Origin of the sequence: uncultured Ruminococcus sp., assembly GCF_937915125.1 — a bacterium.
Classification (GTDB): Bacteria; Bacillota; Clostridia; order Oscillospirales; family Ruminococcaceae; genus Ruminococcus_C.
This window is the reverse complement of the sequence record NZ_CALDMP010000036.1, coordinates 1-15,391: the sequence shown is the minus strand read 5'-3', so window position 1 is coordinate 15,391 and position 15,391 is coordinate 1. Positions and strand designations below refer to the sequence as shown.

The following is a 15,391-nucleotide window of genomic DNA, read 5'->3' as shown; positions in this document are numbered from 1 at the left end:
ATCCTCCCAGGTCACGTCAGACCCGACAGAAACACGTGCGTAGTAGAGCAGAATCAGGTATGCATCATCTGCATCCAGATTGCCGTCCTTGTCGATGTCCAATGCCTCGATGATCAATTCTTCCAGTTCCGGATCGTTGAACATGGTGTGCTCCTTGCCCACCATTTCCTCGGCGTAGTATACCAGAACCAGATACGCATCGTCAGGGTCAACCTTACCGTCCTGGTTTGCATCGCCTGTGAGAACAGTTTGCTCCGTTTCGGTGGTCGTGGTGGTGTCCGTTGTTCCGGTAGCTGTTGTGTTAGTGGTGTTTGTTGTGTTGGTTGTGGTTTCAGTGGTATTGCTTGTGGTTTCGGTGGTATCCGTTGTTGCGGAAATGGTTGTGCTTGTTGTGCTTTCGGAAGTCGTAGTCTTTGTGGGTTCTGTGGTAGCAGTCGTTGTCGATGTTGTCGTTATGGTTGCGGAAGTGCTTGTTGTAGTCGATGTTGTTGCAGATGTGGTTGAAGCTGATGTTTCTGTTGTTTCGGAAGTCGTTGTTTTGCTGGATGTAGTTGTGGTAGTACTGTCTGAAGTGGTTTGTGTGGGGCCAGCAGAAGTCGATGTAGAGCCCGTAGTCGAAGTGGTCGTTTCTGTTGTTCCGGAAGTTGTCATCGTTGTATTGCTGGTAGTGGTGTTGGTAGGTCCGGCAGATGTAACAGTTGTGCTTGCTGTAGATGTAGGTGTTTCGCTGGAGTTGGTAGATGTTACACCAGTCGTTGTGGTTTCGGATGTTGTAGTGGAAGTTGCCTTGGAAGTCGTTTCGCTGGTCTTCGAAGAAGTTACACCAATTGTTGTGGTTGTTGTGCCGGATGTTGTAGTGGAAGTTGCCTTGGAAGTCGTTTCGCTGGTCTTCGAAGAAGTTACACCAATTGTTGTGGTTGTTGTGCCGGATGTTGTAGTGGAAGTTGCCTTGGAAGTCGTTTCGCTGGATTTCGTAGAAGTTTTGCCAGTCGTTGTGGTTGTTGTGCCGGATGTTGTGGTGGAAGTTGCCTTTGCAGTTGTTTCGCTGGATTTCGTAGAAGTTTTGCTAGTCGTTGTGGTTGTTGTGCCAGATGTTGCCTTTGAAGTGCTGGTCGATGTGGCGGTTGTTGTTGTGGTGATTGTAGTAGTCGTTGTCGTAGTAGTCTCCGCCATAACGATCATCGTGCCAGTGACTACGTTGTAATTGTCATTATCCGTCGGAGTGAATTCCCATGTCAGGACGTTCTCCCCTGCTTCCAGAGCCTCTAGTTGGACATCCAGCCACTTAATCGTACCGGGCGTATCGTTCTTGCCGATGGAAATTGCCGGGATATCGTCGCCTTCACTGTAGGTTTTATCCTCGATGATCGGGGTGACAGTGGGAGCCGCCTTGGCAACGTCAATAGTTACCTCAATGTCCTCGACAACGTTGTAATTGTCCGTATCTTCGGGCGTGAAAGTCACCTTGAACTTGTTCTCCCCTGCCTTTCCAACGGAAGTGGTTTTCTCATCCTGCCATGTAAAGCCGGTGGGAAGTTCCACGTCCGCAAGGGTATCGCCGTAGGTGGCAGTGGCAACAGGAACAGTATATTCCGGCTCAGCCTTGGCAACGTCAATAGTTACCTCGATATCCTCAACAACGTTGTAATTTGCCGTGTCTTCGGGCGTGAATGTCACCATAAACGTGTTCTCCCCGGCATTGCCAACGGAAGTTGTCTCCTCATCCTGCCATGCAAAACCCTCAGGAAGTTCTACATCTGCAAGCGTATCGCCGTAAGTAGCCGTCAGATCGGTAGGAACGGTATATTCCGGTTCCGCCTTGGTAATTGTAATGGTGAAGGTTTTGGTTCCCTCGCCGTAATAACGTGTGGCCGGAATGGACACAATCAGCTCATATTCTCCCGCATCTGTAGGATCTTCTTCCAGGATCTCCTCGCCGGATTTCCAGGTAAAGGTCATAGCGCCGGTGCTGTCAGCTGTTACCAGTTCTGCCGAATCCAATGCTTCGCCGGTGTAAACGATCTCTGCCGGTTCGTCAATGGTCAGCCGGATCATGGGGTCGTCATTTTCTGCGCCGCAGACGGTACAAATTCCATCTTCATCATAAGTATGTTCAGTGTACGCCGTCTTGCTGTTGCTGTAGCCGATGCAGCCGCTGGTCCGATAAACCGCTGCGCCGTTCAGGGCAGGATAGCTTTCAGCAGCGGTCAGATCCTGTCCCCAGATGGAACCGTTTTCGCCGCTTGCAAGGAGATATGCCACCTCGCCGGAGTGGAAAGTGGCTTCGTCTTTCTCTACAGCGCTGCCTTCTGTATCACTGCCATGGATGCCGTCAGATGCTGTGCCTGTCAAGTAGTAGCAGTTTGTGATGAAGCCTTCTTCATGATATCCGCACACGCCGCCGACATATGCATTTGTAGCAGTTGCGCTGACTGCGCCGGTGTTATAGCAGTTTGTGATGGTGCCGTAATTTTCTCCGCACACGCCGCCGACTTCTGCATCTTCACCAGTTGCACTGACTGCGCCGGTGTTATAGCAGTTTGTGATGGCGCCTTCATCATTATCTCCGCACACGCCGCCGACATAATTATTGCCGCTGACTGCGCCGGTGTTATAGCAGTTTGTGATGGTGCCTCCATCATTAAATCCGCACACGCCGCCGATATGATAATCAGAACCGTTAATCGCACTGGTGTTATAGCAGTTTGTGATGGAGCCGTAATTCAATCCGCACACGCCGCCGACATACTTATTGCCGTTAAAGTAAGAATTCTCAACGCCGACATTGGAAACCTTGCCGTCGTTTCCTACATAGCCGAATAAGCCGACATAATCTGTAACTTCGTCATTGAAATACAAGCCGCTGACGGTGTGTCCCTGTCCGTCAAATGTGCCGGTGTATTTGCTTGAACTGTTACCGATAGGCGTCCAAGGTGTCGCACTTGTGGAATCCGCCGTGATAGTTCCCTCATTTACAGTAATATCCGCCGTGAGGACTGCCTTTGCAGAAGTGTTGCCGCTGTTGACAGAATCTGCAAACCAGTACAGCTCCTGTGCGTTGCTGATCTGGTATACGCCGCCGATCTGCTCCGGTTTGGAAAGAGCAACTCCATTGCAGAGTTCGCAGATGAGGGATGTGCCGTGGTTGTGGTATTCGATAGTCGTGCCGTCGCCGTAGACCTTGGGTGCACCCAGTTCCGGATAGCTGGTTTCCACGGACAGATCCTGTCCCCAAATAGAGCCGTCTGTGCCGCTTGCAAGGAGATAAGCCACCTCGCCGCTTGCAAACTGCTCGTCGGTTTTGGTTTCGGCATTGCTGGAACCATTATTTGATCCCACTGCACTTAGACCACCCTCTGTTTCCAATAAATAGCAGTTTGTGATTGTGCCGCTATCGCTATTCTTTCCGCACACGCCGCCGACACTGCCTGAACCGCTGACTTCGCCGGTGTTATAGCAGTTTGTGATGGTGCCTCCATTATTATATCCGCACACGCCGCCGACACTGCCTGAACCGCTGACTTCGCCGGTGTTATAGCAGTTTGTGATGGTGCCAATGTAATTTTCTCCGCACACGCCGCCGACATAAGCGTAATCGGAAGTTGCACTGACTACGCCGGTATTATAGCAGTTTGTGATGGTGCCGCTATTGGTGTTATATCCACACACGCCGCCGACATAATCATAGCCGCTGACTGCGCCGGTGTTATAGCAGTTTGTGATTGTGCCAGCACTCCATCCGCACACGCCGCCGACATGTTCGTAGCCAATGAAATAGGAATTCTCCACGCCGACATTGGAAACCTTGCCGCCTCTCCTTACTGCGCCAAACAAGCCGACGTTAGAAGCACTTCCATCATTGAAATACAAGCCGCTGACCGTGTGTCCCTGTCCGTCAAATGTGCCGGTGTATTCGCTTGAACTGTTACCGATGGGCGTCCAGGAGGTAGCATCTGTGGAATCTGCTGTCATTGTACCCTCATTCACGGTAATATCCGCCGTGAGGACTGCATTTGCAGAAGTGTTGCCGCTGTTGACATAGTCTGCAAACCAGTAGAGATCTTCCTTTGTGCCGATCTGGTAAGCACCGTTTTTGAACGCCGGCTCGATCAGATCGCCGCAATATTCGCAAGTGTCTCCGGTGTGGTTGTGGTATTTGGCTTTGCCGTCCACAGTTGCCTTGTAGACCTTGGGAGCGTTCAGTTCCGGCAGAGTCTCTGCGGTTGCATCGGACAGATCCTGTCCCCAGACCTCGCCGTCTGTGCCATGGGCAAGGAGATATGCCACCTCGCCAGAGTGGAACTGATTAGAGGTTTTGCCGCCGTTCTCGTCCTCTGTTGCGGCGAGGTAGTAGCAGTTTGTGATGGTGCCGCTACTGGTGTTATATCCGCACACGCCGCTGACTGCGCCGATGTTATAGCAGTTTGTGATGGTGCCATCACTCCATCCGCACACGCCGCCGACATATGCATCTTCAACAGTTGCACTGACTGCGCCGGTGTTATAGCAGTTTGTGATGGCGCCAACACTGACTCCGCACACGCCGCCGACTTCTGCACCTTCATTAGTTGCACTGACTGCGCCAATGTTATAGCAGTTTGCGATGGTGCCTTCATCAGCATTATATCCGCACACGCCGCCGACAGAATCATCGCCGCTTACTGTACCAGTGTTATAGCAGTTTGTGATGGTGCCTCTATCATTATATCCGCACACGCCGCCGACACCATAATCGCCGTTAAAGTAAGAATTCTCAACGCCGACATTGGAAACCTTGCCGCCGCTCCCTAATGCGCCGAACAAGCCGACTTCATGAGCACTTTCATCATTGAAATACAAGCCGCTGACAGTGTGTCCCTGTCCGTCAAATGTGCCGGTGTATGGGTTGGCGTAGTTACCGATGGGTGTCCATACCTTTGCATCTGTGGTGCTCTCGGACAATTCCCCGGTATTCACGGTAATGTCATTGGCAAGAACTGCGTCCAGGTCGGTCTTACCGCTGTTCACCTGTTCTGCAAACCAGTAGAGGTCTGCCTTGGTTTTCAGCTGGTATACGCCGTCTATCTGTTCCGGTTCGCTTTCATATGCTCCGCAGGCGGTACAAATGCCGTCCTCGAATTCGTGTTCCACTGTGGGAATGCCTGCCTTGGTGTTGGAGAATTCCGCAGGGCAGGGATAGCTTGCATAGACTTTTCCGTGGGTCTGATCCAATGTCGGAAGAGTATCTGTGCCAAGATTCTGCCGCCATGTGAACACATCGTCTGCACCGTTCAGCAGATAGCAGACCTCGCCGCTTGCAAACTGATCGGCGGTTTTGGTTTTAGCATTGCTGGAACCATTATTTGCTCCCACTGCACTTGGACCATCCTCTGTTTCCAGAGAATAGCAGTTCGTGATGGTGCCGTAATTCAATCCGCACACGCCGCCGACATATACATTTGTAGCAGTTGCACTGACTGCGCCGGTGTTATAGCAGTTTGTGATGGCGCCAGCACTGACTCCGCACACGCCGCCGACAAATGCATCTTCACCAGTTGCACTGACTGCGCCGGTGTTATAACAGTTTGTGATGGCGCCAATACTGGCTCCGCACACGCCGCCGACACCATAATCGCCGTTAAAGTAAGAATTCTCAACGCCCACATTGGAAACCTTGCCGCCGCTCCCTACTACGCCGAACAAGCCGACTTCACGAGCACTTTCATCATTGAAATACAAGCCGCTGACGGTGTGTCCCTGTCCGTCAAATGTGCCGGTGTATTGGCTTGAACTGTTACCGATAGGCGTCCAAGAAGTTGCATCTGTGCTGGTTGCCGTGATGGTTCCCTTGTTCACGGTAACATCCGCCGTGAGGACTGCGTTTGCACTTCCGTAAGTAGAATTTTCGTTGTTTACCTTATCCGCAAACCAGTAAAGCTGTCCTGCGTTGCCGATTTCGTAATATCCGTCTTTGTTCTGTGTTGCAGGGTCATAAGCGCCGCAGTTAGTGCAGAAACCGTTGTTATTGCTATGCCCCTTTTCACCTGTGTCACCACTGTTATTATATGTAACACAACCTGTAGTAGCATCTACTTTTTCGCCGCCTAAAACAGGGTAATCGTCTGTTCCTATGGTCTGTCCCCAGACCTCTGGAATATTTCCGCTTTCATCTGCTGTCTGACCGCTCTGGAGGAGATAAGCCACCTCGCCGCTTGCAAACTGCTTGGCGGTTTTGGTTTCGACATTGCTGGAACCATTATTTGATCCCACTGCACTTAGACCATCCTCTGTTTTCAGATAATAGCAGTTTGTGATGGCGCCGCTACTGGCGTTGTATCCGCACACGCCGCCGACAGAAGCGGAATCGGAAGTTGCACTGACTTCGCCGGTGTTATAGCAGTTTGTGATGGTGTCAGCACTGTATCCGCACACGCCGCCGACATAATCACGGCCGCTGACTGCGCCGGTGTTATAGCAGTTTGTGATGGTGCCGCTACTGGTGTTATATCCGCACACGCCGCCGACACAATCGTAGCCATTGAAATAGGAATTCTCCACGCCCACATTGGAAACCTTGCCGCCGTTTCCTACATAGCCGAATAAGCCGACATATTTTCCGGTTGTAGTATTTGTATCATTGAAGTATAAGCCGCTGACGGTGTGTCCCTGTCCGTCAAATGTGCCGGTGTATTTGTTCGAGTTGTTACCGATGGGCGTCCAGGGCGTCGCATCTGTGCTGGCTGCTGTGATGGTTCCCTTGTTCACGGTAACATCCGCCGTGAGGACTGCGTTTGCACTTCCGTAAGTAGAATTTTCGTTGTTTACCTTATCCGCAAACCAGTAGAGCTCTTCCTTTGTGCCGATTTGGTAAGGGCTTTCTGAACTGCCGTCACCGTCTGTCGGTGCAGACGGTGTAATTTCCTCCGCACTCGCCTTTAGTCCCCAGTCAAGGCTGCTGAATGTTCCGCTTGGGAAATATAACAGCATCGCCATGACCATCACCATTGCTGACAAAAAGGCAAGTGGTCGTTTGAGTTTTTTGTCATGAATTTTCCTCCTTGAAATTTTGATTTATCCATAACCGGAAATTTCCGGGTTATAGCAACACATTATGTAACAAATTGTTGTTGCATTTATTATAACATAATTATGATTTTTTGTCAATAGAATTGAGAGAGAAAGCCAGGGCAACCGCATGAAAAAAACTAAAAAATATGCTATAATCGACTCAGGAACTATCGACAATTATGTTTTTACTGCCGGAAACGAAATGTATCATGATTACGTTCCGGAAAATGGTCATATAGCGAAACCAAAACAGCAATCTATTGCTGGATTCGTTCAGACCATCTGTGAAATTACAGGAAATCCTTCTGATTATCTTTTCACTGATGAACTTTTCGAACGTTATCAGCAATTTGGTATAAACAATAATTGCTGTCGGTTTACCAATATCGGCGAATTTTAGAAGCAATTCTCGGAAAATAATCCGGTGCTTTCGAAAATGAAAAAGCGAAAAAACAGCGGTGATCCAAGTGGACAAAGCTGTTTTACAGGGATTCGGTGGAAAACGATACATGTTTGATTTCACCATTAGTCTAATTTGACTGTAAATGAAGGATGTATTTTCTCAACATAAATTATAGGAAATATTAGAAATAAATAATATTAAATGAGATAATTGTATAAAAAGAAATGCTATAATTTGAATGATAAGATTGTTCTGGTTATGGAAAATGTTTTTGGATCAAGGGCTTCCTCAAAGAATAGTGTACAATCCACTGCGAATACACTATGGCTAGAAAGCCGGTGATAAGATGCAGGTGATCGTACATTATCCGAAATCCAAAGAAGACATAAAAAACATGGAACAAAAGGTCGCAGAAGTTCACGCCAAGGCTATCATAAGCAAAATCGACAACATGCATTTATCAAAGGAAAATGCTGATACCCTGATTGAAATCATATCTGAAAAAGCAAGGTAATCGAAAAAATGCCCTATGATGATCGATTTACATCACAGGGCATTTCTTTCTAAGGCAACACCGCACAAAGAGCGCCTATCGGCTTTGCACGTCATATGCTTGCATATTTCTCGTCATATTTCACAAAAATGCTCGTGAATACACAAAGTATTCACTGCGCTTTTTGTTTCATCTGACGAAAAATCTGACGATGCATCTGACGCACAATCTTTGTGCGGTATTACCTTAAAGACATATACGGAAGGAGCGAGTGCAATGAAAGACAACCGTAAATTTGCAATCTATTCCAGAAAGTCCAGATTCACAGGCAAAGGTGAAAGCATCGGGAATCAGATCGAATTATGTAAACAAAATATTTGCCTCTCCTATCCCGACATAACCGACGAAGATATTCTGATCTTTGAAGACGAGGGCTTCTCCGGGGGGAATACCAATCGGCCACAATTTCAGAAGATGATGAAATTATGCCGCCAAAAGGAAATCCAGTGTATCGTCTGCTATCGGTTAGACCGGATCAGCAGAAATGTCTGTGACTATTCTTCCATGATAGAAGAACTCAACAAATTAAATGTGTCCTTCATTTCCGTCAGCGAAAAGTTTGATACATCAACTACCATGGGCAGAGCCATGATGTATATCGCCTCTGTATTTGCGCAGCTGGAGCGTGAAACCATTGCAGAGCGCATTCGTGACAATATGCTGGAGCTTGCAAAGGACGGCAGATGGCTCGGCGGGAATCCCCCGACAGGCTACAAAAGCGTGGAAACCATCGGGAGTATCACAATAGACGGAAAAACAAGAAAAGCACGCAAGCTCGAGGTCATTCCTGAAGAAGCAGAACTTGTGAAACTGATCTATGCAAAATTTCTGGAATACCGCTCTTTGTCAAAAACAGAAACCTTTTTGCTTCAGAATGACTATCGTTCCAAAAATAATAAGCCTTTCTCCCGTTTCGCCATCAAGGGAATCCTTTCCAATCCAGTCTATCTCATAGCTGACGAAACTGCCTGGAATTATTTCGAGACAAGAGACATGGATATTTACTCTGAACAATCTGAATTCAATGGAAAATATGGCATTACTGCTTATAACAAAACCAGTCAGAAAGTCGGACAAGCAAACGAGATCCGGGATATGAAAGATTGGATCATTTCTGTAGGAAAACATAAAGGAATCATTTCCAGTCATGACTGGGTGGAAGTACAAAAACTCCTGGAACAGAACAAATCCAAATCCTACCGCAAACCGCGAAGCAATGTTGCCCTGCTCTCAGGACTGCTGTTCTGCGGAAAATGCGGCAGTTTCATGCGCCCGAAGCTTTCTCAGAGAAAGAATAAGGACGGCGAATTGATCTATGATTACCTCTGCGAATTGAAGGAAAAAAGCAAAAGTCAGAAATGCGACATGAAACGTCCCAACGGAAACGAACTGGACAAAATGGTCTGTGCTGAGATCAAAAAGCTCTCCGAAGACAAATCTGCATTTATGACCATGCTCAGAAAGGAACAGAGAAGTCTGAATATCAATGACGCATCCTACCAGGAAAAATTGAGATCTCTCCGAAAATCAAAATCAGATCACGAAGCAAAGATCAAAAATCTTGTGTCATCCCTTACAACTGCTGAAGGCACTTCTGCACGGGATTATATTTTGAAAGAGATCAACGAACTGGACGAAAAGACAAAAGCACTTCAAACGCAGATCCAGGAGTACGAAGATCTGGCAAAAGCCGATATCCTGTCTGATACAGAATTTGAAAGTCTGGCAGAATCTCTCTGCTCTTTTGCAGATTCCTTTGACAGCTTGCCCATCGAACAAAAGCGATCTGCGATCCGTACATTTGTTCGTAAAGTTGTATGGGATGGAAATAATATCCATATTTACTTCTTCGGAGCAGAAAATGATGAGATCGAGCCCTCTGATGATGCCAATTTAGAGCCGCTACGTATGGATTACAAATGAAATACTCATGAGTTTTCGCTCACAGAAAAAACGTGCTGATCAGATCTACATGGGTGAACCCATCGAAACTGACGGTGACGGCAATCAACTGACGCTCATGGATATTATTGATGACGGAACCGATCTCCCGGAACTGGTGGACACCCTGATTCAATCCAAGCAGTTGTACCAGTATCTGAAACAATGCCTGGAGCCGCGTGAAATTGAGATCCTGGTGCATCGGTATGGTCTGTACGGCCGTGCGCCTATGACTCAGCGTGAAGTGGCGAAAAAGCTGGATATCTCTCGTTCCTATGTCTCCCGTCTGGAAAAACACGCCATTGAAAAATTACGCCGGCAATACCATACACCGCAATGAAACAGAAGAAAAAGCCGCCATATCCACACAATGATTCCATTGGTCTCCGCCAAATTTTCAATTTTTTTTGCAATAGTACTTGCCACGACCCGAAAAAAATGATATAATAAGAAAGAAGAACTGTTGTTCAGCGCAGATTTCTGTAGGTTATTTCTGTATACAGGAACAATACATCGGTTCAAAGCGCATGCTGATCGGCTTTAAATCGCTTTTTCGAACGACACGATATCTCAGCCAAAGGTGCATTTTCTTGTTGCATAAGTGCATCTTCGTCAAGGAAAGGAAAAGTCTGTACACCACATGCTGGTGCACAGACGGGTCTTGGTTCATGAATTCAAATTCTTCAAATATCTGGTGGAGACGATTGGTTTCTCTGTTGGGTGTGGGATACTGTGCACTGATGTGCTGGTTTTCCTACCTGGCAGTATTCTATGAAGTTTCCATCCCCGACAAAATCACATTCTGTATTGCCTTGTCCGCTGTTTCTTTTGCAGCACTTGCGGCAATGCTTTACAGCCGGTTTCAGATACTGACACGCTTGGTGAGCATTGTGCTGTTGCCAGCCATACTGCCCCTGGTGTTGCTATGCTTTGGCAAATGGGAACTGATCATTCCCATCGCTGTAACCGCACTCATTATCTTTTTTCTGTCTGGTGCCGGCGAAACAACAAAAACGATTTTTGGTGTCATCTATCTGCTACTCTATGTGCTCGGATCTCTTGCGTATTTTATGATGATCTCTTTTTTCACACCTACAACACAGCAGACCATACTGGAATCCGGCATTTCCCCTTCCGGCGCATATCGGTATGAGATCATTCAGACGGATGACAGCTCCGGCGGTAATATTGCGGTGCATGTAGAGCCCAATGATCGTGATATTGATCTGCCATTCATCTCCTTTGTGGCTGTTGGCTATGACCGCACGGTTTATCTGGAGCGTCCTGTTCCCAATGAGGAAGTACACGCAGAGTGGACGACGGTCTCCCGTTCGGAGATCACAGCACAGCTTCTTGAAATTTCCGAAGATATCACGCTGGATCTGAACGCATCCCAGAAAGCCATAGTGGGGATTGCACCGGATACGGAAAAGGTTTATTTAAAAGATCTGTCCGATGCCCAGCTGGAACAGCTGGGTGTCCCACAGGAAAATGACGTATTGACCTGTCAGGATTCCGTCTGCTTCCGTACCTATATTGCAGTTCTGGAAGATTATTTTGCAAAAGAGAACCGACAAATCTCTTTGCTGTAAACGCCTGTTTCGTCTCAAATGAAATGTGTACTGTACACTATACATTATAAAAGGTACAGTGCACTTTTCGATATATTATTTTACTTCTATTTTCAGGAGGATTTTATCATGAGCGAGTTTTTCAAAACTATCCCGAAAATCACCTATGAGGGAAAGGATTCCAAAAATCCGCTGGCATTCAAGTTTTATAATCCGGATGAAATCATTGCCGGAAAGACCATGCGTGAGCAGCTGAAGTTTGCGCTGTCCTGGTGGCACACCATGGGCGGTGATGGTACGGACATGTTCGGTTGCGGCACCACTGACAAGAGCTGGGGCTGTTCCGATCCCACTGAGCGTGCCAAGGCAAAGGTTTACGCTGCATTTGAGATCATGGACAAGCTGGGCATTGACTACTACTGCTTCCACGACAGAGACCTGTCCCCGGAATATGGTTCTCTGGCTGAGACCAACGAAAAGCTGGCTGAGATCGTAGACCTGTGTAAGGAAATGCAGGACAAGACCGGCAAAAAGCTGCTGTGGGGCACAGCAAAGTGCTTCGATCATCCGAGATTCATGCACGGTGCAGGTACATCCCCCAGCGCTGATGTATTTGCTTATGCAGCTGCACAGATCAAGAGTGCCATTGACGCAACTGTAAAGCTGGGCGGTCAGGGCTATGTATTCTGGGGCGGCCGTGAGGGCTATGAGACCCTGCTGAACACCAACATGGGTCTGGAGCTGGACAACATGGCTCGTCTGATGCACCTGGCAGTGGACTATGCAAGAAGCATCGGCTTCACCGGCGACTTCTATGTAGAGCCGAAGCCCAAGGAACCCACCAAGCACCAGTATGACTTTGACTCTGCAACTGTTATCGGTTTCCTGAACAAGTATGGTCTGGAGAAGGATTTCAAGTTGAACATCGAAGCAAACCACGCAACACTGGCACAGCACACATTCCAGCACGAGCTGCGTGTCGCAAGAACCAACGGCATGTTTGGTTCCATCGACGCAAACCAGGGCGATCCTCTGCTGGGCTGGGATACTGACCAGTTCCCGACCAATGTCTACGACGCTGCACTTTGCATGTATGAAGTACTGAAGGCAGGCGGCTTCACCAACGGCGGTCTGAACTTCGACGCCAAGGCAAGACGCGGTTCCTTCGAATTGGAAGACATCTTCCACAGCTACATCGCTGGTATGGATGCATTTGCACTGGGTCTGCGCATTGCAGACAAGATGATCACCGATGGTAGAATCGACAAGTTCACCGAGGATCGTTATGCAAGCTGGAAGACCGGTATCGGTGCTGACATCATCGCTGGCAAGGCTACTATGGCTGATCTGGAAAAGTATGCACTGGAAAAGGGCGAAGTTACTGCTTCTCTCACCAGCGGTCGTCAGGAACTGCTGGAATCCATCATGAACGAAATCATGTTCAGCCTCTAAGATTCATTTATGGCAATACCGCACAAAGATTGTGCGTCAGATGCGCCGTCAGATTTTTCGTCAGATGAAACAAAAAGCGCAGTGAATACTTTGTGTATTCACGAGCATTTTTGTGAAATATGACGCAAAATATGCAAGCATATGACGTACAAAGCCGCCAGGCGCTCTTTGTGCGGTATCGCCTTATAAATAAAAAATAACGGAGCGCATGGACATGTCTGCACATGTTCGGCGCTCCGTTTTGGTAGAATAGGAGAGATCAGATTGGCAAAAGAAAAAGTGGAAAAGACAAACGCCATGCGCATTCTGGACAAGGCGAAAGTGCCCTATGTCCACCGCTGTTGGGAACAAGCTACGGGACAGCACACCGGCGTGGAACTTGCTGCCGCACTGGGACAAGACCCGGCGCAGGTATTTAAGACTCTGGTCACAGTGGGAAAATCCGGGGAGCATTACGTATTCCTCGTCCCCGTTGCGGAGGAACTGGATCTGAAAAAAGCTGCTGCCGCAGTTGGAGAAAAGGCAGTTTCCATGTGCAAATCCAAGGAACTGCTACCCCTGACGGGATATATCCACGGCGGCTGTTCTCCCGTGGGCATGAAAAAGCTGTTCCGCACGACCATCCATCAGACGGCAGCAGATTTCCCCACGATTCTGTGCAGCGCCGGAAAAATCGGACATCAACTGGAGCTTTCGCTGGATGGATTGGAAAAGGTCGTACCATTTCAGCTGGTGGATATTATTGTGCGTTGAAAATGAACACAAAAAGTGATTACCTTATCATAGCTATCTTTGAAGCGGCAAAACCGATGCTCGGATAACCTGCTGCTCCTCTTTTTCCCGCAGCAGCCAGAACACCAGCCCGTACAGCACCAGTGCGATCCCCAGAAACAGTACCATACCCGACACACTGTCCCTGAGTGTCGGACAGAATACACCTGGCAGAGATGCCATTGCAAAAGAAAATCCAGCGGCAAACAGCGGTTTCCCCACAAGCTTTCCAAAGCGAAACCGCAGGTTTGCCGTTTTTACTGCCATGCGCAGCCGATTGCAGTTGCCGAACACGTTGCTGGTATAATAAGACGCCACAATGCCATAAAATCCGAACAGTGGAATACAAATGAGCACCACGCAGATGCGGATGACATATTCCGCCAGATAATTCAGGGAAGAAAAATTCTGCTTGCCCATACCCTTGATGAGCGCTTCCAGTACGATTTCCAGATAAATAAAGGGCACTACTGGCGCCAAAATCCGAATCATCCGCCCGGACAGCGTGCCGCCATCCATCCAATAGCCAATGACACCGCCGAATTTCAGAAGAATCGCTGCAATTAAAATGGCAAAGATCAGCGTCATTTCAATGACACGTTCCGTCAGCTGACACACCCGTTCCCGATTCCCGGCAGCATTGGCTCGTGCCACTTCTGGAATCAGGATACCGGACAGAGCACACAAAATCGTCGATGGAAAGAACAGCACGGGAATCACAATGCCCTCAAAGGTACCGAACTGCTGCAATGCCCGGCTGGTACTATCCCCGAACTGACGTAGGGTCATGGGAATCAGTGCATCATTCGCTGTACTGAGTCCGGAGGTCAGGCATCCCCCAAATGCCACCGGCACAGCAAGCCGCACATATTTCCAGAAGCTGACGCTGCATTTTCCGGTGCCATGTTCCCGGCGGCGGATATACAGGACAGACAATGTCACTGCCGTGAAAATTGTCCCGGCTGCCATACTGTACACCAGATACGTGCAGACTTGTTCCGGCTTTGTGGTGCCGCTCCAGAAGAGCAACATCACCAGAAGCCCGGCACGCAGAAGAAATTCCATGACATCACAGAACGCCGTCACTGTCACCCGGCATACCGCATTGAAATACCCTTTCAGACAGGCACTGATACTCCCCAAGGGTAATAGCACTGCCATCATCCGCACGGAATTCGCCATAGCTTCGCTTTGCAGAAACTGACGGCTCAGAGGCTGTGCAAACCAGAAAATCCCCGTGACCACCGGCAGCGACAGCATCATACAAAAGGAAATGGCATAGCGCAAGATCCTTCCCGGACAGCCTTCCTTGTACCCAAGTTCTTCGGACACGAAGCGGCTGGCGCAGAGCATGGCATTTCCGCCAGCTACCATAGCTGCCAGGTTGAAAAATGAACCGGCAAGGGCAAGCGTCCCCACCGTTGCCGCACCCACACGCCGTGTCATCCAGGCGTTGAACAACAGCGACAGACATTCCAGAAAAAATTGGATCACTGTCATTTGAATGGTATCCCGGACAACACTGCGCTTGCGCATGACAATTCCCCCTTCACGGCTTTCCGCACAATTCAGCTTATGCCAAGCTTCGGGGAAACATGCCTAGTATTCTGTAACATCTAAGGCAACACCGCACAAAGAGCGCCTGACGGCTTT

The 15,391-nt window shown here is 48.5% G+C and carries 8 protein-coding genes; 6 read left to right on the top strand and 2 right to left on the bottom strand.

Annotation, left to right across the window (positions count from 1 at the left end; all coding sequences use genetic code 11):
• Positions 1-6,972, bottom strand: a 6,972-nt coding sequence (locus Q0418_RS04320; RefSeq protein ID WP_298482582.1) for a GLUG motif-containing protein, incomplete at its 3' end; no start/stop codon positions are given.
• 202 nt (positions 6,973-7,174) lie between these two features.
• Here Q0418_RS04320 and Q0418_RS04315 point away from each other — a divergent pair.
• From Q0418_RS04315 to ybaK, 6 genes are all read left to right on the top strand, one after another.
• On the top strand, positions 7,175-7,447 hold the full coding sequence (locus Q0418_RS04315; RefSeq protein ID WP_298482580.1) for a hypothetical protein: 273 nt from the start codon (positions 7,175-7,177) through the stop codon (positions 7,445-7,447).
• A gap of 772 nt (positions 7,448-8,219) precedes the next feature.
• Positions 8,220-9,926: a recombinase family protein gene (locus tag Q0418_RS04310; protein ID WP_298482579.1), complete on the top strand. Its 1,707-nt coding sequence runs from the start codon at positions 8,220-8,222 to the stop codon at positions 9,924-9,926.
• Positions 9,927-9,933: 7 nt separating this feature from the next.
• On the top strand, positions 9,934-10,284 hold the full coding sequence (locus tag Q0418_RS04305) for a sigma-70 family RNA polymerase sigma factor (protein ID WP_298482577.1): 351 nt from the start codon (positions 9,934-9,936) through the stop codon (positions 10,282-10,284).
• 328 nt (positions 10,285-10,612) lie between these two features.
• A complete protein-coding gene (locus tag Q0418_RS04300) occupies positions 10,613-11,536 on the top strand; it encodes a hypothetical protein (RefSeq protein ID WP_298482576.1) in 924 nt (307 codons plus the stop codon).
• Positions 11,537-11,644: 108 nt separating this feature from the next.
• A complete protein-coding gene (gene xylA, locus Q0418_RS04295) occupies positions 11,645-12,967 on the top strand; it encodes a xylose isomerase (protein ID WP_298482574.1) in 1,323 nt (440 codons plus the stop codon).
• A 264-nt stretch (positions 12,968-13,231) separates the two neighbouring features.
• A complete protein-coding gene (ybaK, locus tag Q0418_RS04290) occupies positions 13,232-13,720 on the top strand; it encodes a Cys-tRNA(Pro) deacylase (RefSeq protein ID WP_367276222.1) in 489 nt (162 codons plus the stop codon).
• A gap of 33 nt (positions 13,721-13,753) precedes the next feature.
• On the opposite strand, the gene Q0418_RS04285 is transcribed toward ybaK, so the two are convergent.
• Positions 13,754-15,274, bottom strand: coding sequence for a polysaccharide biosynthesis C-terminal domain-containing protein (locus Q0418_RS04285; RefSeq protein ID WP_298482572.1), 1,521 nt, complete (start codon positions 15,272-15,274; stop codon positions 13,754-13,756).
• Positions 15,275-15,391: the final 117 nt, after the last annotated feature.